The sequence below is a fragment of the Armatimonadota bacterium genome (assembly GCA_029907255.1).
In the GTDB taxonomy this organism is placed as follows: domain Bacteria; phylum Armatimonadota; class UBA5829; order DTJY01; family DTJY01; genus JAIMAU01.
Genome location: JARYMF010000001.1, coordinates 1 through 24315, shown reverse-complemented (window position 1 = coordinate 24315; position 24315 = coordinate 1). Strand labels below are relative to the sequence as shown.

Below are 24315 nucleotides of genomic sequence, written 5' to 3'. Positions count from 1 at the left end.
GGAATTGCGTGCGCTCCCTTTGGGGGCGGAAATGAGCATTGCTCAGTGCGTCGCGCTCCCGCTTCCTTGCCTGACGACAGGGACCACAACGTGCAGGTTCATTCTGAAAACCTTTTCGTGCGTAAAACTCCTGCTCGCCTGACGTGAAAACAAAGTCTTGGCCACAATTCTTGCATTTGAGGATCTTGTCCTCCATTTGCTTAGCTCCTCCTATTAATTTGGGAATTGGCCTAGTATTTACCCGGGGCTAGGCGAACGCAGACAACCGTGAGACTCAATGCTATGGGGAATTTGGTCGTCCTGTCGTCTTCATCCGGCATACCGGCAAAACCCAAAAACGTTTGATTTATAATTCCCATTCGGCAAACGATTCTAACATCGCACAAATTTTTAAATGCGCCCTTCCCCAAAAAGGATTCTTCATCTTTCTGCAACAAAACTTAATGGGAGTGCGTATAAAAGTCAGGAGGTATCTATATAAATGAAGTACAGGTTGCCGCTACTTATCTTTTCTATCTTGCTTTTATCTTCAATTAGCGTTTTCTGCGCTACGGAATATGTCCTGATCCCGGCAAATTCCGAAACAGGAACGACTTATACAAATCCAGTCTGGTCACCAGATGGGCGTTCGATTGCATACGTTGCAATTACACCCCGCCCTGATTCATCAGAGCCGCCTGCAAAAAGCATTTACGTTGCTACATTAACCAAAGGGAGATGGAGCCATCGTCTTATAGCAAAGGATGCCGACTGGCCTGTGTGGTCGCCTGATGGAAAGAAGCTAGCATTCTATCAGAATGGTCTGGCAATAATGACGCTAGCAGAAGGCAAAACTAATGTCGTACTGAAGCAAAATCCAGGTGGTGGCGTATTCTTTCCACAAAGCTGGTCACCAAATGGCCGCTATATAGTAATGCTGCCAACGACTCCGCAAGAACGAAAACCATTTGTTTTCGATATCAAAAGCGCAAAGAACTTAGGTCTTACAGCAGGCTTAAGCGCAACCTGGATATCTGATAGCAAGCTCCTCTCGTCATTTTTTGGCGAACAACAGGCTCCCGAAGCAAACTGGGTTCGCATCACTGACCCCACAACAGGCAATTACCGCACACTCCTTAAAGATATAGGCGCCGCTAAAATTTTAGTACCTCCAAGGGCAGGATATGCCTGGCTGTGGATAAAGAATCGGGCGCCTAAAGGCGAAGGCCTTTACCGTATCGATTTGAAAAGCGGCTCTCTAACTAAAATGGTAAGTTGCCGCGCAGAAGAGCTTTCTTGGAGTCCTGACGGAAAGCAATTTGCATTCCTTGGCAAACTTGTCGAGAAGTCGGGAATGGAACCGCAATATAATCTCTACGTCGGAAATACACAAAACTGGAGTTTCAAAATTTATAGCAAAGGAGCAGCTAAACCGACTGGAAACTTCGAAGACCACCTAAGGTACATATCTTGGTCTCCAGATAGCAAATCCATTGCATTTGTCACCGGCACAGGTGACATCAAGGTTCTCAAGCTGTGACTTCAATTTAGTGTTCACAATTAGAGTAGAAGCCAGCGAAGGATTTGCCCTTTCGCATGCCGAATGTTCCATTATAAAAATGCTTTTTAAGGAGCTCCTCGGCATGGCAAACGAGATAGTTATAAAACCATTTCAGCCGAAAGACCTTGATGGGGTGGTTGCCCTTCTTAACCAGGAGATGACAGCTGACCCCATAACAAGCGAGATATTCCAACGAAAAGCGCTTCTAGATGCAAACTTTGAGCCAGAAGGAGCGCCAGTAGCGAAACTTGGCGACCGGGTTGTAGGCTTCATGTTGGGAATGCATCGGAAATACCTGATGGAAGACCAGAAGCCAGATTTTGACCGCGGCTATATCTCCCTAATTGCTGTAGACCGCAATTTCCAGCGACAAGGCATTGGAACAAAGCTTTGGGAACACGTCCAATCCTTTTTTAAGGCACGTGGAGCAAAAGTTGCAATCGTTGGAACTTTTGTTCCGAATTATTTCGTCCCAGGCGTGGACCTTGCCGCGTATGCAGGAGCTGTCGAATTTTTTAAGGCAATGGGCTTTACGATACCAGTTACTGTTATCAGTATGGAATCGCCCCTCGTCAATCTAAAGACCCCTGATTGGATAAAAGAAAGAGAGGCTAAGCTGACGGCTGAGGGCGTCGTATTCGACAGCTTCAAGCCCGAGTATATTCTTCCTCTACTGGAACATTTAAGAAAATGCTTTCCTGGCGACTGGCAGCGTTACCTGCGAGAGTCGATGGTGCGCAAGACAATGGGCGAATTTGACCGCGGTGAAATTTACGTAGCGATGCAAAATGGCAAGTGCATCGGTTTTTGTCAACATGAACACGAACGTTTTGGACCTTTTGGCGTTGACGAAGCCGAAAGAGGACGCGGCATCGGGGCAGTGCTTTTGCTAAAATGTCTTCATGGCATGAAAGCAAAAGGCATACATATGGCATGGTTTATGTCTACAACCGACGATGCTGCAAAAGTCTACGTCCACGGTGGCTTTAAGGAAACTCGGCGCCACGCAGTGATGAGAAAGGAATTGGAATAATGGCAGACAAAGTTGACATACTTGCCATAGGGGCTCATGCTGGTGACGCAGAAATTTCGTGTGGAATGGCTTTGTGCCACCATGTAATTCACGGCAAAAAAGTCGCAATGCTCCACATGACACTTGGCGAGAAAGGGCATAAGGAAATGCCCCCTGAACGATATGCCGAACTCAAAAAAACCGAGGCCGAATATGCCGCAAAGACTATTGGTGCAAAAGTATATTTCCTGCCCTACCTCGATGGCGAACTACCAGTCAATGACGAGGTGAAGTTCGCTATTTGCGACGTCATTCGAGCTTGCAAGCCTAGCATTATCCTCACCCATTGGATGAAAAGCATCCATAAAGACCACATAAATACTGCTCTAAATGTGCCAGACGCCCAATTTTACGCGGGCATTGAAGGCTTCAAACGGAAAGACCCACCGCACTGGGCAGGAACACTCTATTACGCGGAAAATTGGGAAGACCGCGAGGACTTTGTACCAGAGCTCTACCTTGAGATTACAAAGGAAGATTTAAAGCTTTGGGAAGATATGGTTACGAAATATGCGCTTTTCAGAGGAGAGGTAGCAAAGTTCCCATATGTTGATTACTATAAATCCCTTGCACGCGTCCGCGGCGCTGAAGTCGGGTTTGAATTTGCAACGGCATTCATGCTCCCCAAAAGCGCACACCGAAAGAAGGTTCAGTCATTTTTCTAGTAAGCTACTAGCCAACTATGAGCCAAAAAGTTTGCAAAACACAAAAATATCTTTGGCATTTTGCAATTCAAAACAAACAAAAAATTATCTTCATGCTGCTTCTCCTAATGCTATGCATCGTTGGCGGCTGCAGTGGTAAGAAGCAGACAAAGCCCAATACGGTAATGCTTCGCATGGTGGTATGGGGCACAGCAGCTGACGAAAAAGCATGGAACGAGAAGCTCAAAATATTCTATAAAAAACATCCCAATATCCGCGTGCGACTTGAATTTACCCCATGGGAACGAACGTTTGACAAACTCTTGATTTCAACAGCTGGCGGCAATCCGCCCGATGCCTCAATTATCAGTTCCGTATGGTTCGTGCCTTGCGCTGCTAAAGGTCTGCTCGAAGACCTTGGGCCATATGTGGCGAATGACAAAGAGTTCGACCTAGAAGATTTCTACCCCGCTGCCATCAATGGCTGGGGCCAATACAACGGCAAGTTATATGCAATCCCAGCCGGCATAGACATATATGCGATGTATTACAACAAAACTATGTTCGATAAATACGGCGTACCATATCCAGATGAAACGTGGGACTGGAAGAAGTACGTCTGGGCGGCAAAGAAGCTAACCAAAGATTTGGACGGCGACGGCCGTATTGACCAATGGGGTACAACCCAAAATATGTGGCAGACATACGTGTGGCAAAACGGTGGGGATATCATAGACAAGCGAGGAAAAAAATGCCTTTTGGACAGTCCTGAAGCGATAGAAGCACTGCAGTTTATGGCAGACCTACGAGATAAATATCATGTGGCGCCAATGCCAACCGATATTGCCGACATCGGCACAAAAAATTTGTTCACTAACGGCCGTGTCGGAATGTATTTCAGCGGAAGTTGGGCGGTGCCTCTCTATTTTGAAAAGGAAATCAAGAATTTTGAATACGACGTTGCACCAGTCCCTAAAGGCAAACGCAGGGCAACGTTCTTTGGCGGAGCATCCTATGCAATACTTCGGGGTTCGAAACACAAAAAAGAGGCTTGGGAATTAGTAAAATTCATGGTAAGGAAAGAAGCTCTCCGCGAACGAGCCATAAAGGAGCAGGTCGTTCCCAGTCGCATCTCTGTTGCCGAATCTAATGCATTCTTACATCTCCCAGGTCCTCCAAAACATAGAAAAGTTTTCTTGGATGCAATCGCCTACGGACACACCCTACCCTCCCTACCATCGAGCAGGGAGATGAATTACATAATCGACAATGAACTTTACTGGGTAATCTCCGGAAAAAAAGACCCAAGAAAAGTTTGTCCAGAACTCGCTAAAAAAATTAACGACTTCTTGAGATATGAGGAGCCAGTTCAGACAAAAGAATTCAAACTAATCCGCAGGCAATCGGATGCACGTTGAGATTATGACAGTGCGTATTTCCACTGTAACCATTTTTCCTATAATTGCGGTCTTGCTTCTCTCGGGCTGTTCAAAACCAAAGGAAAACCCAAAAATCGTTGAGCTTCGCATGAGTATGTGGGGCAAGCAAGAGGAGCTAAGCTATTATCATAAAGCCCTTGAAAGCTTCTATAAGAAACACCCAAACATTCGCGTGCAAATCGAGTTAATTCCCTGGAGCCGGGTTTTCGATAAGCTTCTTATCTCCACCGCCGGGGGTAGGCCTCCAGACGTCAGCCGCATTGACTCCACCTACTTCACTCCATGTGCTGCAAAAGGTTTGCTTGAGTGTTTAGACCCTTATATCGCAAACGATCCCGAGTTCGACCTCAAGGATTTCTACGGACCAGCGCTCGAAGGATGGGGCATGTACGATGGCAAAGTTTATGGCCTTCCAGGGGATGTAGACATTTACGCAATGTTCTACAACAAAACAATGTTCGATAAATATGACATCCCATATCCAGACGAAACTTGGGACTGGAACAAATACTTAGAAGTCGCACGGAAGCTAACCAAAGACCTCAATGGCGATGGGCGGATAGACCAGTGGGGCTGCATACCCGATCCCTGGTGGCAAGACTACGTATGGCAGAATGGCGGCGAAATCATCAGCAAAGACGGGAAAAAGTGTCTCCTTGACCAACCAGAAGCATACGAAGCGATTCAATTTGCCTCTGACCTACGATGCAAATACCGCGTCGCACCAGGAGTAACCGACATGGCTGACATAGGTCCTCAAAAGATGTTCACAAACGGCATGGTAGGCATGTATATCACAGGAAGCTGGGCAGCGGCACTTGTGTTCCACAAGGAAATTAAGACATTCGACTACGACGTTGCTCCAATTCCAAAGGGGAAAAGGCGGGCTGCTTTTATGGGCGGTGCCTCCTTTGGTATCCTTAAGCTCTCCAAGCATAAGAAAGAAGCATGGGAACTTGTCAAATTCATGACGGGGCCTGAAATACAAGCTCACTTCGCACGCACCCAACATATAATCCCAAGTAGGCGTTCAGTAGCCGAATCAGGTGCCTATTTATATCTCAAAGATAAACCAAAAAACAAACAGGCATTTATCGATGCAATCAAATATGGGCGTGTTATTCCAAATGTAGAATGCTCTCGTGAAATGAATGACATCATCAATAACGAAATTGTTTTAGCGGTGTTAGGAAAAAAGAGCGCCCGAGAAGCATGCCTCAAAGTAACGCCCTATGTAAACGATTTACTAAAATACAGCGGGAGGAGGCATAACTAAGAAGGTGAGGGCTTTGACCTCGTCGAATAGTAATGTTGGAACTGATGAAACTATGATGGCTAGACGTATTTTTTGCACGCTTATTACTATCGGCATAGTTTTGGGTCTTCTTTGTGCCGGGTGCTCGCAGAAGCAGCAATCTGACATAGTCGAACTTAGGCTAACCATGTGGGGCACCCAAGAAGATGTTGCCTTCTACAACATGGCGCTAAAAGAATTCTACAAAGAACATCCCAAAATACGTGTCAAACTCGAAATTATCCCTTGGATAAGGGTTTTCGACAAACTCCTTATCTCCACCGCAGGCGGCCGACCACCAGATGTAAGCCGAATTAGCTCGAACTGGTTTGTGCCTTGTGCGGCAAAAGGTCTTCTTGAGCCATTGGATGAATACATAGCCAATGACCCCACATTTGACCTCAGTGATTTCTACCAGCCCGCCTTGAAGGGATGGGGAACATACAAAGGACATATCTATGCTCTTCCAGGCGACATCGACATTTACGCAATGTACTACAACAAAGATATGTTCCGAAAGTATGGCGTGCCCTTCCCAGATGAAACCTGGGACTGGAATACCTATCTTGAAGCCGCACGCAAGTTAACAAAAGACCTAAATGGTGATGGTCGCCTCGATCAATGGGGCTGCAACCCCGACTCAACATGGCAGGCATATGTATGGCAAAATGGCGGCGATATATTAAACAAAGAAAAGACAAGATGTACCCTAGACCAACCCGAGGCATATGAAGCAATCCAGTGGATGGCAGATTTGCGGCAGAAACATCGTGTCGCGCCACTGCCATCAGACACTGCCGATGTCGGCGCGCAAAAGCTCTTCACTAACGGCAAAATAGGCATGTTCGTTAGCGGAAGCTGGGCTTCACCATTGGTTTTCCAAAAGGAAATCAAGACTTTTGACTGGGACGTAGCACCACTTCCAAAAGGCAAGGTACGGGCGTCCTTTATTGGCGGAGGTGCCTTCGGGATTCTCAAGCGCTCCAAACATAAAAAGGAAGCTTGGGAACTTGTCAAGTTCATGGTTTCGCCGACTATGCAACGACACTTCGCACAAACAAAGCATATCATCCCAAGCCGCCGTTCCGTTGCAGAATCCGGCGCGTACTTATATCTAAAAGACAAGCCGAAGAACAAGAGAGTGTTTATTGAAGCTATCAGTTATGGACACCCGCTTCCAAGCGTTCCCTGCTCTCGCGAAATGAACGACCTTATTGCAAATGAGATTACATGGGCAATCTTAGGAAAGAAAACTGCCAAAGAGGCATGTCTAAATATCACACCGCATATTAACGATTTGCTAAAGTATGAGAACGACTAATTCCTGTTGCTAATGAATAGCTGGCAAAAACAGATTCTCAAAAATAGCCAGCGCTATCTACAAAGAGGAATACTTCTAAGGGGAGCAACAAATGGAGAAAAAACGTGCTGAACAACAAAGCAAAATAGACGCATGGAATACCATCAAACGTTTACTTTGGTGGGTCGTTTATATATTCGACTTTGCAGTCGCGCCGCCGCTTTTGTGGCAAGAAATACGAGGAATGGAAACGCTTGCCGGCGAGCTTGTCTTCAAGCTACTCATGCTGTGGGCGATTTTAACACTCCTCCTAATCGGCCGCCTGGTATTTATTTTTGCTACGCGCAAAATGACGCTAATGGCGAGAAAAGAAGCCGCGGAAGGGTTCTTGTGTATACTTCCCTGGCTTATTGGATTCACAGCCTTCACTTTAGGCCCCATGATTTTCTCGATTTACATCAGCATGTGCGACTGGGATATCATAAACCCGCCGAAATACGTCGGGCTTGCGAACTTTGAACAGGCATTATTCCACGATTTTCGGTTCGTAAAAGCTCTAAAGGTAACGGTAACCTACGCAGCATTCGCCCTACCACTTGGCCTGATGGGTTCGCTCCTTGTGGCGATACTCCTCAACCAAAATGTCAAAGGCATGACATGGTTTAGAACAATTTTCTACATTCCAGCAATCCTACCTGGAGTAGCAACAGCGATGCTCTGGCGGTGGATATTCAACCCACAGTATGGCATCCTTAACAGCTTCCTACTGAAACTCGGCTTAATAAGCGTAGGACCTGGGAAAGAACCACCTGGATGGATTGCTGACCCAGCCTTAGCCCTTCCATCGTTTATCATCATGAGTTTGTGGGGCATTGGCGGAGGAATGATAATATACCTAGCGGGACTCCAAAGCATCCCCACCCAACTTTACGAGGCAGCCGAGATTGACGGCGCTAATTGGTGGCAAAAATTCCGCAAGATTACTATTCCAATGATATCGCCCACAATATTTTTCAATTTAGTTATGGGAGTTATTGGAAGCTTCCAAGTATTTACATCATCGTTCATTATGACAGCTGGTGGCCCGGCATACGCCACGTTGTTCTACCTGCTTTACCTATACCAAAAAGCATTTCAGTATTTCCAAATGGGCTATGCCGCAGCGATGGCTTGGATTCTGTTTGTGCTGATACTCTTCTGCACCCTCTTAGTTTTCAAATCCTCAGCTCGCTGGGTGTACTACGAGGCGGATGTAAGGGGCCGACGATAGAAACGGAGAAACTACTATGAGCATGCAATCAAAAATCCAAATGCAAAAATCAAAAAAGAAAAGCGACAAAATAATTGCAAAAAGCACCCAAAAGCTCATAGCAAATACGATTACCTATTTTTTGCTTATTGTCGGGTCGTTTCTTATCATGATTCCTTTCTATTGGCTGGTATCCAGCGCGCTCAAAGATAGCAGCCACGTGTTCGACATACCACCACAATGGATTCCAAATCCTATCAAATGGTCGAACTATCCTGAGGCGCTTAAGTATATGAATTTCTTCGGATGTTTGAAAAATACATGCATAATTACTTTTACTGCAATGGCAGGGCAGTTGATGTCAGCCTCCCTTGTTGCCTATGGATTTGCTCGAATGCGCTTCCCTGGAAGAGACTTCTTATTCGTAGTTTTGCTTTCAACGATAATGCTGCCCCCTCAAGTAACCCTAATACCGGTATTTAAGATTTTTACCAGCCTTGGCTGGTATGATACCTTCTACCCACTGACGGTGCCCGCATTCTTTGGCGGCGGAGTATTTGCCATCTTTCTACTCCGACAATACTACATGACGATACCAATCGAGATGGATGAAGCTGCAAAAATCGACGGCGCAGGAACTTTCGGCGTTTTCACAAAGGTAATCTTGCCTCAGGCAAAGCCTGCGCTTGCAACAGTTGCAATCTTCTCATTTATGGCTCATTGGAACGATTTCCTTGGCCCTTTGATTTATCTTGGTGACCCAACCAAGCGTACTCTAGCGCTTGCTCTTTGGGCATTCCAAGGAGAACATGCGACCGATTGGAACTTGCTAATGGCGGCGGCAACTGTCGTTATGCTGCCCCTCCTAGTACTCTTCTTCGCTGCTCAGAAGCACTTCATCCAAGGCGTAGTAATCTCTGGTGTTAAAGGATAAATAAAAAGGAATTGGGAGGGAAAAGAATACCCTTCCCAATTCCTTACTTTTCGTTGCCAAAATTATCAAACTATGCAAAAACCAAATGCTTATCTAATAGCGATTGCAAGCTTTTTCGCAGTTTTTATCCTCGCGGTAGGAGCGGTAAGGCAACCCAAAAGCAGGAACCTAGTCATTGGCTACTTCTGGCACAGAGGGCCGCAATACAAAGAGCACTATACTAGCGTTCGGCAGAACTACAAACACATAACCCATCTCTGCCCTACACGAATCGCCATTAAGGACACGCAAGGCAACATAGCTTGCAGTAAAGACAAATGGCTCCTAGCATTTGGAAAACAGCACGGCATTGCAATTCTACCGCTTGTTGCCAACAGCAATTTCAGCAGAGAAATTGCCAGTGCAGTATTGAATGATCCCGCTAAACGCAAGAAAGTTGTGGACCAACTACTCGAGATTACGCTTGATTGGAAATGCCCAGGAATCAATATAGACATCGAAAACATCGATGCAGCTGACCGTCAAGCTTTTAACCTATTCATGCAAGAGCTCTGCGACCGCTTCCATGAGAAAGGACTTGCGGTTACCATCGATGTGCCAGCAAAAACGAAAGACAATCCAACCAGCTATTGGTCAGGTGCTTTTGATTATGAATTCCTCGGCAAGTGTTGTGATTTAGTAATGCTTATGTGCTACGATGAACACTGGAGCAGCGGCAAGCCGGGCCCGGTTGCTTCGAAACCTTGGGTAGAAAAGTGCCTAAATTACGCCGTCAGCACCATCCCGCGGCACAAAATCATTCTGGGAGTAGGCTGGTATGGATATGATTGGCCTGAAAACGGACGTGCAAAAGCATACACAAGCAAGGGCATTGCTGAGTTAATAGCCGACAAGAAGCCATTGCTTCGGTGGGATAACGAAGCAAAATCGCATTGGTTTGAGTATCAAAGCGAAGATGGAAAACACCAAGTTTGGTATGAAGACCCAAGCAGTTTTGCCCACAAGCTCGAGCTTGCACGGAAGTATCGCATTGCGGGAATCTCAATTTGGCGGCTTGGTGATGAAGATCCTAACTACTGGAAGTTGATCTCAAAATACCGCAAAGGGCAGAAAATAATTAACTAGATGTCGCCAAAGTTTACCTTATTCTTGCCGCTCAGTGTAACAAATCTTGAATATCCCTTGGGCAAATCACAGACGCACAGCTTCGCAAGTAACTCTTACTCATGGAAATCTATATTTAAGCGGGAGATTTACTCCGTCCGACCCAATGCCGCCGGGGCAGTGGCCCTCCCCACCAATCCAGTAAGGGCAATAATAGTTAGAATATAAGGAAGCATGAGCATGAATTCCGATGGAATCGCAATCGTACCAACCATCTTTCCTTGAAGTCGCATTTGGAGCGCATCAAAGAACCCGAAGAAAATCGCCGCACCTGCTGCTCCATATGGATTCCATTTTCCAAATATTACTGCCGCAAGCGCAATAAAACCTCGCCCTCCTGACATTCCCTCGGCAAACATATTCAGCTGCCCCAAAGAGAGATAAGTACCCGAAAGACCGCCTATAAGTCCACTTATGGTAACTGCTAAATATCGAACAACGCATACGCGTATTCCAACAGCTGCAGCTGCTTCGGGATTCTCGCCCGAAGCCCTAATCCATAAGCCCGCTGGGGTGCGAAATAGCAGAAAACCCACCCCAACAACAAGGACTATGGAAAAGTAAAACAGCGGGTTTTGGCCACCAAACTGAGGAAGCCCATTAACTGGCGGCGAGCTACCGGCATGTTGGAAGATCCGCCTTAGCAGATAAGTAGTCATTCCCAGCGCAAGGATATTCAGCGCTACCCCGCTAACAATATGGTTCAGTCTCATCCGTTGGGTAAGAACGGCATGAACTAATCCAAGAAGACCACCGGCAAGCATTCCAATCATTACTCCGACCCAAGGATTGCCGGTTATGTATGAGCCTAGCATTCCGAAGAAAGCGCCCGCGAGCATCATTCCTTCGAGGGCAATGTTTACAACTCCGGAACGCTCCGAAATAACGCCTCCAAGCGCCGCCAAAATCAGCGGTGCCGCCAAACGGAAAGTACTCCTAATTAGCTCAGCGTCGAAAATGTCATGCATTTGTTGGAAGACAAGACAAGATTACCTTATCCTATCAAAATCTAATATTCAACATCAACACTCGTAAAGGTCAGGAATTGCCACACGCGGTTTTCAAATGCTTACATTGAATAAGCGACCAGCGGTATTCGGCTGAGGCTCGAAGGTATTTAGTACAGCAAATTACTAGTGTTATGATGGTAGCTACTAGCGAGAGGCAAATCATCAAGCGAAACCAAGACCATCCAGCACCAAGCACAAGGCCCACTAAAGAAAGCATCCCCAAAAATAATATGCCTGAAAATGGCACATAAGCCATCCCTAGGAGCTTAGAACGCTTGCGTCCAAGTTTGAAGTAAGCGTCGCGAAGAAGTGTCAGCCTTTCACCAACCTCACCAGGCGGCGAACTTCCTGCAAAAGCAACCAAATGATGGCGGGCCACCTCAATCTTCTCATGCTCCAACGCGCGCACAATAATCCTAAAAACCTTGTTGGCTGCTAATAACGCATCATAGCCCCAATAGCCACACCTTGACCAGTAAGCAACGGCATTCCTATAATCCCGCTGCCGGAAGTAGATGCTTCCCAAAAGTCGAAGTGCGTCGGAATCACAAGGAGAATCATGAAGTAAAGAACGTAGGCGATGCTTAGCCCGAGTCAGATCGCCCCGTTCAATATCCAATCCTGCAAACTTTACAACTCGCTGTTTACTCTCTGCGCTCATTTGGTGCTTTCACTCAACATGAGTTCATACCCCTCACATGCGCAAAAAGAAACAGGACTCTTGCAGAACAAAAAGATATCTTATGTCATTCTAATTTTGCTAACGGCACCTTCTCGTAGCTTAATATGGAGTTCCTTAAGCTGCTCTTCGGTTACAGGAGATGGCGCGCCGGTCATTGGGTCGTATGCCGTCGCCGTTTTCGGGAAAGCAATCACTTCGCGAATATTTTCCTCATCGAGCAATAGCATAACTAGGCGGTCAATCCCAGGGGCTATTCCCGCATGAGGAGGCGCACCATACTCAAATGCCTCAAGCATATGCCCAAACCGCGCAATTTGCTCTTCGTGCGATATATTCAACAAATTAAATACTTTCTCTTGAACATCTCGCCGATGAATTCTCACGCTTCCGCTGGCTAACTCTGCACCGTTGCATACAAGGTCATAAGCATATGAGCGCACCTTCCCTGGGTCGGTGTCCAACAGCGGAATGTCCTCCTCATTTGGAGAGGTAAACGGATGGTGCGAAGAATCCCACCGCTTTTCCTCATCATTCCATTCCAAAAGTGGAAAATCGAGCACCCACACGAAATATAGCAAGTTTGGATCCTGGAGACCCAAACGCTTTCCCATTTCAAGCCTTAGGCCAGCAAGCGCCTTAGCCACAACCGCCGGCTGCTGGTCGGCAACAATCATTATGAGATCGCCAGTCTTTGCGCCAGCGCGGCTCACGATGCCAGCCATTTCATTCTCGCTTAGATATTTTGCGCTAGGCGATTTAATGCCATCTGGAGTTACCTGGATTGTAAGGAGGCCCTTTGCACCAAATCCCTTTGCGAGATTGGTTAGGTCATCAATTTCCTTGCGACTATAATGTGCGAGCCCTGGGCCTAAAACTGCCTTTACCTGCCCACCCTTGTCAAGAGCACCCCGAAAAACCTGATATTGGCTTTCTTTCAACAAGTCGGAAAGGTCGACAAGCTCAAGCCCAAAGCGGAGGTCCGGCTTGTCGCAACCGTATTTCTCCATTGTTTCCGCATATGAAAGCCTTGGAAATGGCTTAATGATTTTTTTATCGCTAAGCTTCTCAACAATTTCAATCATGAGTGCCTCGATGACTTCGAGGATATCCTCTTGCTTAACAAAGGACATCTCTAAGTCAAGCTGGGTGAACTCCGGCTGTCGGTCTGCCCGTGGGTCTTCATCACGGAAGCATTTTGCGATTTGGAAATAGCGCTCTATGCCAGCCACCATCAGAAGCTGCTTGAGCTGTTGGGGGGACTGGGGTAGCGCATAGAAATGACCTGGGTAGAGTCGGCTTGGCACAAGATAGTCGCGCGCCCCTTCTGGCGTGCTTTTGATTAGAATTGGTGTCTCGACTTCGATGAAATCGCGCTCGCTTAGGAAATCGCGAATTAGCTTAACGACTTTATGGCGAAGTATTAGCTTTTTTTGCATTATAGGCCGCCTGAGGTCGAGATACCGGTATTTCAGACGGACAAGTTCATCAACCTCAACATCGTCTAGAATCTGGAATGGTGGCGTCTTGGCTGGATTGAGTATAAATACGTTGTCTGCGGCTACTTCGATTTCCCCTGTTGAAAGCTTTGGGTTCTCTGTTCCCTCAGGGCGGCGCCTCACTGTGCCGTGAACGCTTAATACATATTCACTGCGCACTGTTTCTGCTTCGGCATGGGCCTGAGGGGCAGTCTGGGGGTCGAAAACCACCTGCACAATGCCCCATCGGTCTCGCAAATCAATGAAAATGATGCCACCGTGGTCGCGCCTTCTTTGTACCCAGCCATTTAGGCGAACTTCCTCGCCAATATTTGCGGCTGTTAACTCGCCACATTTATGCGTACGCTGCCACTCCATTTTTCCTCCTGAATTAAATCAAAAATTATATAATCTTTTCTATTTGCCACCAGATTTTCGCTTGCTTTCAATCATCTTCCGTGTTTGCTCTACTGCATCGCCTAGCAATACATCAGTTTCTTCTTTTGTTTCCATATCCCGAATTTTCACTTTGCCGCGATTCAATTCGTCCTCACCAATGATGATTACCAAATAAACGTGTGCACGGTCAGCGGCTTTCATTTGAGCCTTTAGACTTTTGCCGGAGTAATCAGTCTCCGCCGAAATACCAGCTTTCCGAAGGTCTGCAAGGAGTTTTATGCCCGCCTCACGAGGGGCATCGCCAACGGTAGCCACAAATACCGCCGGATGATCGGCTACTGGTATTTCGATTCCTTGCGCTTCCATGACCATAAGTGTTCGCTCGATTCCCGAGCCGAAACCAACAGCAGGAGTTGGAGGGCCGCCCATTTCGGCAACAAGACCGTCATATCGCCCGCCACCTCCAACAGCATTTTGCGCTCCAAGGTAGGTGCTCACTACTTCGAATGCAGTTTTAGTGTAATAGTCAAATCCTCGAACTAATCTAGGATCCAAAACATAGCTGATGCCAAGGATATCCAAGTAGTGCAGAACGGTTTTGAGGTGTTCATCGCATTCCTTGCACAAATGCTCAACGATATTTGGAACGCTTACGGTTAGCTCTCGGCAACGAGGCACCTTGCAATCAAGCATCCTCAGGGGATTTGCATGGAATCTGATTTGACAGCTTTCGCACAATTCCACAAGGAAAGGCTGAACTGCCTTTTGTAAAATCTCCCTGTATTCAGGCCGGCACCCCGGACAACCAATTGAGTTAATTCTCAGCTCTAAATCTTGGAGGCCAAGCGAACTCAAATAATGCATGAGCAATGCAATGACCTCCGCATCAATTGCCGGGTCAAGCGAGCCCAGGGCTTCCACGCCAACCTGGTGGTGCTCACGAAACCTTCCAGCTTGGGGTCGCTCATAGCGAAAAATGCTGGCGATGTAGTAGAATTTCGAGACCGGCATCTCGCCAAAAAGTTTATGCTGAATATACGCTCGCACAACTGGCGCCGTGCCTTCCGGCCTTAGCGTCATGCTTCGACCAGCCCGGTCAAGGAAGGTATACATCTCCTTACTGACAATGTCTGTATGCTCGCCTATGCTTCGTGTAAAAAGCTCCGTTTCCTCGAACGTAGGAGTGCGTAGCTCATTATATCCATATAAGCTGCAGACTTCTCGGAATTTAGCCTCGATGTATTGCCAGCGAAAACTTTCGCGCGGGAGAATGTCCTGCGTCCCCCGCGGCGCGGAATATCGCATTACTCACTCGCCTCCTTGCGATATTCTATGGGAATTCTCCTTAGATTGTCAAACGTAAACAAAGTCCAAAATCCCATTCGATAGCGGCTAGATTGGCAGCATAGTTAGCATGCAACGTTAATCATTCTTTACAGCACTAAAAACTAAAGTTTCTAGTGCTGTTTCACTCTCCTGGATAAAAGGAATTTTTTAATTGTGCCATAAATGATAAAGGGATACTAAAATTTAGGAAGCAGCCAATGAGCCGCAGCCAGTTAAAAATGATTATTCGGGATTTAAGCAATCTGCCGCCAATCGAAATCCCCAAGGGTTACGAATTACGAACATTCAAGCCTGGAGATGAAGCCGCATGGGCAGAAATAATGAACACAGGAATTGGCGAATGGAATGAACAAAGCTGCCGTGAAAAGCTCACAGGGTGCCCGCAATTTATGCCAGAAGGATTGTTCTTCGTTACATACAACGGCAAGCCAGTGGGCTCAGCATGTGCATGGCGACCTTCTGAAACAGAGTGGGAAAAAGGTTCGCTTCACATGGTCTGTGTGCTGCCTGAGCACCGGTCGAAAGGTTTGGGATACTTATTGTCGCTAGCTGTGCTCCATTTCTTTCGGGACCACGGCTTTAAGGAAGTAGAACTGTTGACTGATGACTTTCGAATCCCGGCGATAAAGACCTATCTTCGACTTGGATTCCAGCCTCTATACACAGATGACACGCACCCAACTCGTTGGAAGACTATATTGGCTCAAATCGGCGAAACCAAATAATAAAACAGCTGGACCATCCACGGCAAAATACACATTCCGCTTTCAAGCGGAACATAAATCACCGTGGATGGTCCAGCTGTTTTATTTATAACCAGTTAGATTGGTAAGCTAAACACGAGTTTTATATTTTTCTTTGAAAAATTCGCTACGCGTCAAGCCAAAATGAAAAACATCAAGAAACTCGTCGCCCTTTTTGAATTCATGTCTAGCAAGTCCTTCGTATAAGAATCCCACCTTCTCCAGAACACGACGAGAGGCAAGATTTCTTGTAAAACATCCTGCATAAATTCGCTCAAATCCTAGCTCTTCAAAACCGAACACAAGCATTCTGCGGACGGCCTCCGTCATATAACCTTTGCCCCAGTGTTGCTTGCCAAGCCAATAGACAAGTTCGGCATTCATATGTTCCCAGTTGACTCGGTAGAAGGCGCAAACGCCAATCACCTCATTAGATTCCCTTAACACGATAACCATTGGGTATTTCTCACGACTGCTAAAGCCCTCGATACTGCTTTTTATCCAAATCGCCAACTGCTCCTTTGGCAAAGGATAGGGGAATAGCAGATTATGGGTAACCTCCGGATCGTTCATAATCCGATGCAAAGCAGGCGCGTCATTTTCTCTAATTAGCCTCAGAACTAGGCGTTCGGTCTCTAGCGTCATCAATTCCATAACAAAATTTTTCTTCGCCAACCAATCCCATTATATCCTGCTTTTGCAAATCACCCGATTTTTCGAACGCCTGTGTAGCAGCATTTGTATACCGTTAATTAAATTAAGCAAACGGTTCAAGACGTTGACATTCGTAAATATTGCCTGCTATTCTATCACCCGGAGAATAAGGAAGACATGAAAAAACCTGTAATCGGAATTACAACTGGGACAGCCAAAAATTCACCGCCAGACGACCAGCTTAAGGATTACCAACCCTACGCTGATGCTATTCGAGATGCGGGAGGAGCGCCGATATTTCTCTGTCCCTCTCCATATCTCGACCCCCAAGAGCTCCATGAATCTCTGCTCCAAATTGACGGTCTCCTCCTGAGTGGCGGTCGGGACGTTCACCCCGATAATTATAATTCGCGGACCGAGCCAGGGGATGAAAAACTCTCAACGGAGGAATTGATTGCAAAATATAAAATGGACTGCGACCCCGAGCGCGATGCGCTTGAACTTCCGCTTATTCGTGCGGCCTACTTAAAGGGCATGCCTATTCTTGGGATATGCCGCGGCTTTCAGGTTTTGAATGTCGCACTTGGTGGCAGTTTAGTGAAAGATGTTCGCACTGGCCTAAGGCATAAATCATATACTAAAGAAGATGAGCCAGAGCATAAATCGGGTTCAAGTAGCTCACACGACATACAAATTCGCGAGGATAGTCGCTTATATGAAATTCTCGGGCCAGATATCAAGAAAGTAAACAGCCGCCATCATCAAGGAGTGTCCGCAAAGGAAAAATCGCCAAGGCTTGTGCCCGTTGCGTTCGCACCAGATGGACTTATCGAAGGACTTGAGGGATTGAACCATCCCTGGATAATAGCGGTCCAATGGCATCCAGAGAAAGCATCAGATGAATACATCTATAAGCCATGTAAACGTCTATTCAAAGCCTTTGTAATTGCCGCACAAGAGTATGCTGAATTGCCGTAAAATCACAAAAAAAACACTTTGTAGTAGCTAGACCCTATTCCTCGAACTCCTGATATACACCATCATCAGGGGTGATTTCTATTACTTCATTCTCTTCAATCCAGATTGGCGTCTGGCCGCGAAAAATCACATAAAATCGCCGTAGTTCCGTAGAAACATCAACCAATTTGTCGCTGCGTACCCCATAAGCCGAACCCTTTTCCCCAGGACCCAATTGCCGAGGATATTTATACTTGATCTTCAATTCCTCGCCTGACATTAGTCTTGATTCTATAGCTGCCAGGTCCATAACCGTCACCATCCTGGTATAGTATGCAATGCCAATGCTTCAATAAATGCATTCCCTGCAGGCTAGCTATGCCCATAGGTTTGGAATATGATTGCAATGGGGTAGCAAAAAAATAGTATAGCGTCCGAATTGCTTGCGTGTCTAATACCCTACGCTATACGATCACCTCTCTCCAGGGCGATAGCAGGTAAATTGCATTGCCTGCTATCGCTTTTATACCAAGTGCATTTTATATAACCGAGATAGGAGATCGCTATTATTCTAACAACCATGGGCAAAAGTGTCAAGCAAGCTAGTAAAATTGCCAGTTTGTGAGCAGTTAGTTGACAATTCGAGCTGTCGGTGATAGAGTAGAAATGCAAAGTCTTCAAAAATGAAAGCCAGTAATCACTAACAACCCCTCGTACACCGACATTCAAGCGAATTAGAAAATCGCTTGGAAAGTAGTGCGATATAAATGAAAAGCATTAGATACGCTTCAATATTAGCCATTTACTTCTTGATTCTGCCCACCCTTTGCTTTGCACTACCATGGAAGCATTCGCTTCCAAGACATGAGAAATACGTACCTGGCGAAATACTTGTGCAATTTCGAAAAGGTGCGCCAGCAGATAAGATAATTAAAGAACACGGTGCTTCCGTCAAAGAAGTTATCCCGCGGATTAATGTATACCGCCTCCGTCTGCCAAAAGGGAAAACAATCGAAGAAGCGCAAGCCGAGTTTTCACGTAACCCTCATGTAAACTTCGCTAGCCCGAACCATATAATACACGCCGATTTGTTTCCAAACGACGAGCTTTTCTTCCTGCAATGGGGTCTTTATAACAGCTATGGGCGATGCGATATACATGCCCCTGAGGCATGGGATATAAACACTGGCTCAGATAGCATAATAATTGCAATAATAGACACAGGCATAGACTCCAGCCACCCTGACTTAGCAGGTAAGATTGTCGCTGGCTACAATGCGATTGATGGTTCGTCAAATACAGAAGACGACCATATGCATGGTACTTTTGTATCAGGAATTGCCGCCGCGTGGGGAGATGACTACACGGGAATAGCCGGAGTTAATTGGAATGCCCTTCTTATGCCAATTAAGGTGTTGAACGCCGACGGTTATGGAGAAGAAGCAGACGCAGCCGAAGGCATAATCTGGGCTGTCGAGCACGGCGCCAAAGTTATCAATATGAGCATTGGCACATATTTGCACGTGCCAGCTTTGGAAGCTGCAGTGAATGAAGCGTGGGCCGCCGGATGTGTACTTACCGCTGCAAGTGGCAATGACGGCCTTGATGACCGAACTGACCCGCATTATCCCTCATACTATCCAGCGACAATCTCAGTGGGTGCAACCAATGAATATGATATGCGTTGCACAGCTGCTGACTGGGGCGAAGGTGGAAGCAACTATGGAGATTCACTCGATGTCATGGCGCCAGGGAGCTTCATAATTAGCAGTGTACCGTGGTGGTATTGGTCATGGTTGTTCGATGGCTACGAGATACTGAGTGGAACTTCAGCCTCAACGCCATTCGTTTCTGGCTTAGCCGCGCTCATATGGTCAGCGCACCCGGACTGGACAAACCAACAAGTGCGCGACCAAATTGAGCAAACCTGCGACGATATCGGCACAACAGGCTGGGATAGGTATACAGGTTGGGGAAGAATTAACGCATATCGGGCGCTCAGTGAGGCGTTTGAAACTTATTCAACCATCGGAGAGCTTTGGAACGCCGAAATTGGTGAGTTTGTCAAACTATCTGCAAAGCCCGTAACGGCAGGAACGGCACAGTTTGGGGACAGATTCTATATCGAGGAACCCGACCGATCGGCAGGAATAATGGTCTATTATGGTCAATCGGTAACCACACCAACGTCAATAGGCGACCTTGTGGAAGTTGCTGGCGAGCTTTATACAGCAAAGCCTGAGGATTTTCCAAACGGCGAATTAGCTATTATCAACCCACGCGTCACAATAGTAGGTAATGGAATAACAGTAGCTCCACTAGGTATTTCAAATAAAGATGTTGGAGGGCAGGAGCTGGGATATCGAGGCATAACGGGCGGAATTGGACTACCGAACACAGGGCTATTGGTAAAAACGTGGGGCAAAGTTACAAGCGTCGGCCGAAATTTCATATACATCGACGATGGATCTAATCTAGATGATGGTTCGGGCCTTACAGGACTGAAGGTTTACACAGCCGGGACGCCTTCCGTTAAAAGGAACGATTTTGTAAGCGTGACCGGCATCAGCACCATTGAAATTCCTGCGTATACTGAAATAAGAATCCCGGTAATTCGTGCCAGACAACCGGCTGATATAAAGAAGCTGAATTAAGCTTCTGATTGTTACTCCCAACGGAATCCGATTATCCGTGGCAACCCATCACGCAAAACGCGCATAACGACTATATCCCCAACTTGAATATCCGCCCACATCTCGGCAAACTGGCGGAATCCTCCAACAGACTTGCCATTGAGCGCTAATATTACGTCGCCAACCTCAAGACCTGCTGCCTGCGCCGCAGACCCCGGCTCTACCTGCGTAACAATCACTCCCATAACAACGTCCAAACCAATTCGTTTTGCCATCGCCGGAGTCATCGCCCTAGTCTGGAATCCAGGAGTCAACTTCTCAAAGGTTTCAGGTGCGGTTGGACGTGCCTTTGGCGTTTTCGGCGATTCCCTCACTCGGACTGATATATTTATTTCCTTCCCGTCCCTCACTATTGCAAGGGTTACCCGGTTTCTAGGTTCAGTATGAGCCACCAAACGCTTGAGGTCTGCTACATTATTGATTGGAACTCCACCATAGGAGATAATAATATCCTCACTCTTAAGGCCAGCAAAAGAAGCAGGACCTTTCTCATCCACATAAGCCACAAGAACTCCACTTTTAACATTGTAATACTCCGCAAGCACCGGGGTGAGCTGCTGTATACCAATACCAAGCCAGCCCCGCACAACTCGACCATTGGTGATAAGCTCATCCAGTATCTCCTTCGCATCGTTGATTGGAATTGCAAACCCCAAACCAATAAAACCGCCCGTCGGGGATGCAATCGCGGTATTTATGCCAATTACTCTGCCTTCCATATCAAGAAGCGGCCCGCCACTATTGCCTTTGTTGATGGCCGCATCAGTCTGTATTAGATTGAGATACTGAGTATCCTCGTCTTCAAGTTGGCGCTGAAGAGCACTTATTATGCCAAAAGTAAGCGTATGCTCGAAACCAAACGGACTGCCGACAGCCAGAACCCAGGAACCAACCTTAACCTTATCAGAATCACCTAGCGGTAAAACATTCTCATCGCTCAACCTTGGCGAAGATACCCGTACGACTGCCAAATCTGTTGCTGGGTCTACACCAACAACTATGCCCTTCAAATCAGTATCATCAGCAAGCCTTACAGAAACGGCATACGAATTCGCAACAACGTGATAATTTGTTAGGATATAGAAGTTGCGTCCATCTCGTCGAATTATGGTGCCAGAACCGTTTGCAGTTTCAGATTGAACAGTAAAATTGCCTGAGAACTTATTCGTAGTGTTAGAAGAATACTCAGGATGTAAGAAACCTTGGGAGTACTTGTCAAGTGATTCTGAATTCTCGCGAAGGTTCCCCCTCAAATCCGGAGGGCGTACTGCAGTTATGCTAACCACGCCTGGTTCCACGCGTTGGGCAATTTCGCTAAATGACTTCTCAAGAATCGGGAGGATTGAATTCTGCTGAGCAATGTCAGAGGGCAAACTTGCCGCCAATCCGAAATATTTTGGCAACAAAAGTGAAATCAAGACGGCAAGGATTATGGAAAAGGTTAAAAGAAAAGAGGGCATTCGCAGCCAAATGACGCCGTTCGTACGCAGTGGCATTATCTACTCCCTCCTGTTCTGCGCTTATTTCATAATGCTTATGGAGTCTGTTACCCTTGGTTAATATTGTGTAAAACAGCAGGTGGCTACCGCTCTCAATGATTGAGATTCACCTTTATAAAAAGAAGAAGCCCCGATAATAATCGGGGCTTAATACGGCGTCACTAGCACTCAGAAAGTGATATGCAATAAGAATGCTTCACTACGTGACTCTACTCGCTTCCGATGTAGAAATTGCCTCGCTGACCCAATTCGAGGCAAGGTCAACCTTTAGAAACCAGCTACCCAGTTGCTAAAAGCTTGGGCAGTCTCTACAAAGCACATAATTATAATTAATGCCAAAAAAGTAGCCAGAACTTTCACTATACCCTACCTCCTTGCTTGAGGCTTCCTCTTCCAATTTAGTCATGTGCAAATTCCATGCCAATTTGCGGCATTTTCCAGACTTACCAACACATTAAACGAATCTAGCGAGGCCGAGGTGCTTTACTTGATAGCAAACGGATTAATTCAAGATTTGGGGTGCCACCATAACTTTGACATTTCTGAATCTCTTTCCATGCCTCGGAATATTTTCCCTGAAGATACAAAACCGCCGCAATGTTATTTCTTGCAGGGATATGGTTTGGCTTTATTTGCAATACATTTCTGTATTCTTCGACGGCCTTATCAAGCTCCCCCAGCGATACCATGGCATTCCCCAAGTTATAGTGCGCCTCAATTAATTGCGGGTTAATTTTTACAGCAACACTGAGATGCCTAACTGCTTCATCAAACCGCCCAAGCTTAACGAAGGCTGAGCCGAGATTGCAATGAATTTCCGCATCATTGGGTTTAAGTTTTAGCGCATTGGAGAAATGGGCTGCTGCTTCGTCAAAACGTCCCAATTTCGCTAATACCAAGCCTAGATTGTTATGAGCATCAGCATTGTCAGGATTTATCCGCAAAACCGCCTCATAGTGGGCAATTGCCTCGTCATTTCTGCCCCACTTCTCCATGATGAAAGCCATGTTATTCCTTGCATCCTCGAGGCGAGGGTCGAATCTAATAGCAGCACTGAAGTGCTTAACTGCCTTGTTATACCTACCTTGGCACATAAGGACGGCACCAAGGCCATTGTGTGCAGGCGCATAAGATGGCTTTAACTTCAGCGCGGCACGGAATTCATTAGCGGCAGCGTCAAGCTTGCCTTGGTGGAACAATGCCACACCTAGGTTTTGATGTGCTAGGTAATTGCCTTTCGTTACTGCAAGCGCGCGTTGAAACAAAGTAATGCTGTCCTTCCAATATCCAATTTGAACTCGAGCACCCCAAGCAAGAACAACAAGAATAACAACAGCAGGAACTATTAAAAATAGTGAGGGAGAGTAAATGGAAGCTTTTTCTTTTGAGGAGCGAGCCTTTAGCAAACTTTGAATTAAATCGGGAGTACCCCACGCAATTATTATGAAGAGACCGATTAGTGGGACATACGTATATCTATCTGCCATGGCTTGGATGCCAATTTGAACGAGGCCAATTACCGGAACCATCGTGCCTATATACCAAAGCCAGCCTACTGCTAGATATGGTTTGTTTCTTGAACCTCTGACTACCAACAGGGTAAAGGCAACCAAGAGCAATGCCGAGCCAAGCCAATTCCATATCGGCAAGGTGCTCCCAGGATGAGGGTATAGCACTGCCAACTTTACCGGATAAAGCATCTTGAGCATGTAGCACGTATATGCTACCAAAGCATTTGCAGCCCTAACCCCCAGCGTCATGCGTTCGAATGAAGCGACGGCTCCGCCTGCACTTTGGGCAAAATAGGTTATCGCACACGACAATAGGGATAGCCCGAATAAGGGTAATTTTTCCGCCAATATTTTTTTGAGCTTACCAGAGGGAGCCACTCGAAATGACCTGCCATCAAAAGCAAACCTGCCAATGGGCCAATAATCTAAGAGGAGGAACAAAAAGGGAAGGGTCACGAGCATTGGCTTGGACATAAGGCCTAAGGCAAAAAAGATCACTACAAAAACATAAGTTGCAATTCGCGGTGACTTGACATATTGAACATATGCCCACGTCGTAAGTATCCCAAAAAGTGTGCTGAGTACGTCCTTTCGCTCGGCAATCCAAGCCACGGATTCAACATGGAGAGGATGCACCGCGAACAAGGCGGCTACAAAAGCGCTCCTCCATAAAAAGCCTGTTATTTTAAATAAAAGCAGGAATAAGAGC

Annotated in this window: 20 protein-coding genes and 1 pseudogene; 12 read left to right on the top strand and 9 right to left on the bottom strand. The window is 46.5% G+C overall.

The features are described 5' to 3' along the window. Window positions 1–49 precede the first annotated feature (49 nt). Window positions 50–196: pseudogene (locus QHH26_00105) on the bottom strand (zinc-ribbon domain-containing protein). A 285-nt stretch (window positions 197–481) separates the two neighbouring features. Between QHH26_00105 and QHH26_00100 the strand changes: the two are divergent. The 9 genes from QHH26_00100 (at window position 482) to QHH26_00060 (ending at window position 10597) form a co-directional block, all read left to right on the top strand. After that, window positions 482–1519 (top strand): hypothetical protein, encoded by a 1038-nt coding sequence (locus QHH26_00100; GenBank protein ID MDH7480356.1) that lies wholly within the window; start codon window positions 482–484, stop codon window positions 1517–1519. Window positions 1520–1622: 103 nt separating this feature from the next. Further along, window positions 1623–2573, top strand: a complete 951-nt coding sequence (locus tag QHH26_00095) for a GNAT family N-acetyltransferase (GenBank protein MDH7480355.1) — start codon at window positions 1623–1625, stop codon at window positions 2571–2573. Next, a complete protein-coding gene (locus tag QHH26_00090; protein ID MDH7480354.1) occupies window positions 2573–3277 on the top strand; it encodes a PIG-L family deacetylase in 705 nt (234 codons plus the stop codon). The genes QHH26_00095 and QHH26_00090 overlap by 1 nt, the downstream gene beginning before the upstream one ends. Before the next feature lie 107 nt (window positions 3278–3384). Continuing rightward, window positions 3385–4674, top strand: a complete 1290-nt coding sequence (locus QHH26_00085) for a sugar ABC transporter substrate-binding protein (GenBank protein ID MDH7480353.1) — start codon at window positions 3385–3387, stop codon at window positions 4672–4674. After that, window positions 4664–5971 carry a sugar ABC transporter substrate-binding protein gene (locus QHH26_00080; protein MDH7480352.1) on the top strand — a complete coding sequence of 436 codons (1308 nt, stop codon included), beginning with the start codon at window positions 4664–4666 and terminating at the stop codon, window positions 5969–5971. The genes QHH26_00085 and QHH26_00080 overlap by 11 nt, the downstream gene beginning before the upstream one ends. Window positions 5972–5975: 4 nt before the next feature. Then, window positions 5976–7310 carry a sugar ABC transporter substrate-binding protein gene (locus QHH26_00075; protein ID MDH7480351.1) on the top strand — a complete coding sequence of 445 codons (1335 nt, stop codon included), beginning with the start codon at window positions 5976–5978 and terminating at the stop codon, window positions 7308–7310. A 328-nt stretch (window positions 7311–7638) separates the two neighbouring features. After that, complete coding sequence (locus tag QHH26_00070) at window positions 7639–8559, top strand: sugar ABC transporter permease (protein ID MDH7480350.1); 921 nt, start codon at window positions 7639–7641, stop codon at window positions 8557–8559. A gap of 16 nt (window positions 8560–8575) precedes the next feature. Then, window positions 8576–9472, top strand: a complete 897-nt coding sequence (locus QHH26_00065) for a carbohydrate ABC transporter permease (GenBank protein MDH7480349.1) — start codon at window positions 8576–8578, stop codon at window positions 9470–9472. A 72-nt stretch (window positions 9473–9544) separates the two neighbouring features. Then, entirely contained in the window at window positions 9545–10597 is a 1053-nt protein-coding gene (locus tag QHH26_00060; GenBank protein ID MDH7480348.1) for a glycosyl hydrolase family 18 protein, read from the top strand. Between the two features lie 128 nt (window positions 10598–10725). Here the strand turns inward: QHH26_00060 and QHH26_00055 are convergent, their stop codons facing one another. The 4 genes from QHH26_00055 to hisS form a co-directional block, all read right to left on the bottom strand. Further along, window positions 10726–11559 carry an ABC transporter permease gene (locus tag QHH26_00055; GenBank protein ID MDH7480347.1) on the bottom strand — a complete coding sequence of 278 codons (834 nt, stop codon included), beginning with the start codon at window positions 11557–11559 and terminating at the stop codon, window positions 10726–10728. 115 nt (window positions 11560–11674) lie between these two features. Next, window positions 11675–12307 (bottom strand): hypothetical protein, encoded by a 633-nt coding sequence (locus QHH26_00050; protein ID MDH7480346.1) that lies wholly within the window; start codon window positions 12305–12307, stop codon window positions 11675–11677. 80 nt (window positions 12308–12387) lie between these two features. Next, window positions 12388–14181, bottom strand: a complete 1794-nt coding sequence (gene aspS, locus QHH26_00045) for an aspartate--tRNA ligase (GenBank protein ID MDH7480345.1) — start codon at window positions 14179–14181, stop codon at window positions 12388–12390. Window positions 14182–14220: 39 nt separating this feature from the next. Further along, window positions 14221–15507 (bottom strand): histidine--tRNA ligase, encoded by a 1287-nt coding sequence (gene hisS / locus QHH26_00040; protein ID MDH7480344.1) that lies wholly within the window; start codon window positions 15505–15507, stop codon window positions 14221–14223. Between the two features lie 239 nt (window positions 15508–15746). Here hisS and QHH26_00035 point away from each other — a divergent pair, with 239 nt between their 5' ends. After that, entirely contained in the window at window positions 15747–16274 is a 528-nt protein-coding gene (locus QHH26_00035) for a GNAT family N-acetyltransferase (protein ID MDH7480343.1), read from the top strand. Window positions 16275–16382: 108 nt separating this feature from the next. Here QHH26_00035 and QHH26_00030 read toward each other — a convergent pair whose 3' ends face one another. After that, a complete protein-coding gene (locus QHH26_00030) occupies window positions 16383–16967 on the bottom strand; it encodes a GNAT family N-acetyltransferase (GenBank protein MDH7480342.1) in 585 nt (194 codons plus the stop codon). A 156-nt stretch (window positions 16968–17123) separates the two neighbouring features. Between QHH26_00030 and QHH26_00025 the strand changes: the two genes are divergently transcribed. Next, window positions 17124–17924 (top strand): gamma-glutamyl-gamma-aminobutyrate hydrolase family protein, encoded by an 801-nt coding sequence (locus tag QHH26_00025; GenBank protein MDH7480341.1) that lies wholly within the window; start codon window positions 17124–17126, stop codon window positions 17922–17924. A 34-nt stretch (window positions 17925–17958) separates the two neighbouring features. On the opposite strand, the gene QHH26_00020 is transcribed toward QHH26_00025, so the two are convergent. Continuing rightward, the gene (locus QHH26_00020) at window positions 17959–18213 is read right to left on the bottom strand and encodes a hypothetical protein (GenBank protein ID MDH7480340.1); all 255 of its coding nucleotides are present in this window, start codon (window positions 18211–18213) and stop codon (window positions 17959–17961) included. Window positions 18214–18670: 457 nt separating this feature from the next. On the opposite strand from QHH26_00020, the gene QHH26_00015 reads away from it, so the two are divergent. Next, entirely contained in the window at window positions 18671–20557 is a 1887-nt protein-coding gene (locus tag QHH26_00015) for a S8 family peptidase (GenBank protein ID MDH7480339.1), read from the top strand. A gap of 11 nt (window positions 20558–20568) precedes the next feature. On the opposite strand, the gene QHH26_00010 is transcribed toward QHH26_00015, so the two are convergent. Beyond that, the gene (locus QHH26_00010; GenBank protein ID MDH7480338.1) at window positions 20569–22092 is read right to left on the bottom strand and encodes a trypsin-like peptidase domain-containing protein; all 1524 of its coding nucleotides are present in this window, start codon (window positions 22090–22092) and stop codon (window positions 20569–20571) included. A 467-nt stretch (window positions 22093–22559) separates the two neighbouring features. Continuing rightward, a partial coding sequence (locus QHH26_00005) for a tetratricopeptide repeat protein (GenBank protein ID MDH7480337.1) occupies window positions 22560–24315 on the bottom strand: 1756 nt, incomplete at its 5' end.

Coding starts and splice junctions, on each gene's coding strand:
- QHH26_00100 (MDH7480356.1), top strand. CDS start 482: ATGAAGTACAGGTTGCCGCTACTTATCTTTTCTATCTTGCTTTTATCT.
- QHH26_00095 (MDH7480355.1), top strand. CDS start 1,623: ATGGCAAACGAGATAGTTATAAAACCATTTCAGCCGAAAGACCTTGAT.
- QHH26_00090 (MDH7480354.1), top strand. CDS start 2,573: ATGGCAGACAAAGTTGACATACTTGCCATAGGGGCTCATGCTGGTGAC.
- QHH26_00085 (MDH7480353.1), top strand. CDS start 3,385: ATGCTATGCATCGTTGGCGGCTGCAGTGGTAAGAAGCAGACAAAGCCC.
- QHH26_00080 (MDH7480352.1), top strand. CDS start 4,664: ATGCACGTTGAGATTATGACAGTGCGTATTTCCACTGTAACCATTTTT.
- QHH26_00070 (MDH7480350.1), top strand. CDS start 7,639: ATGACGCTAATGGCGAGAAAAGAAGCCGCGGAAGGGTTCTTGTGTATA.
- QHH26_00065 (MDH7480349.1), top strand. CDS start 8,576: ATGAGCATGCAATCAAAAATCCAAATGCAAAAATCAAAAAAGAAAAGC.
- QHH26_00060 (MDH7480348.1), top strand. CDS start 9,545: ATGCAAAAACCAAATGCTTATCTAATAGCGATTGCAAGCTTTTTCGCA.
- QHH26_00050 (MDH7480346.1), bottom strand. CDS start 12,307: ATGAGCGCAGAGAGTAAACAGCGAGTTGTAAAGTTTGCAGGATTGGAT.
- aspS (MDH7480345.1), bottom strand. CDS start 14,181: ATGGAGTGGCAGCGTACGCATAAATGTGGCGAGTTAACAGCCGCAAAT.
- hisS (MDH7480344.1), bottom strand. CDS start 15,507: ATGCGATATTCCGCGCCGCGGGGGACGCAGGACATTCTCCCGCGCGAA.
- QHH26_00035 (MDH7480343.1), top strand. CDS start 15,747: ATGAGCCGCAGCCAGTTAAAAATGATTATTCGGGATTTAAGCAATCTG.
- QHH26_00025 (MDH7480341.1), top strand. CDS start 17,124: ATGAAAAAACCTGTAATCGGAATTACAACTGGGACAGCCAAAAATTCA.
- QHH26_00020 (MDH7480340.1), bottom strand. CDS start 18,213: ATGGACCTGGCAGCTATAGAATCAAGACTAATGTCAGGCGAGGAATTG.
- QHH26_00015 (MDH7480339.1), top strand. CDS start 18,671: ATGAAAAGCATTAGATACGCTTCAATATTAGCCATTTACTTCTTGATT.
- QHH26_00010 (MDH7480338.1), bottom strand. CDS start 22,092: ATGCCACTGCGTACGAACGGCGTCATTTGGCTGCGAATGCCCTCTTTT.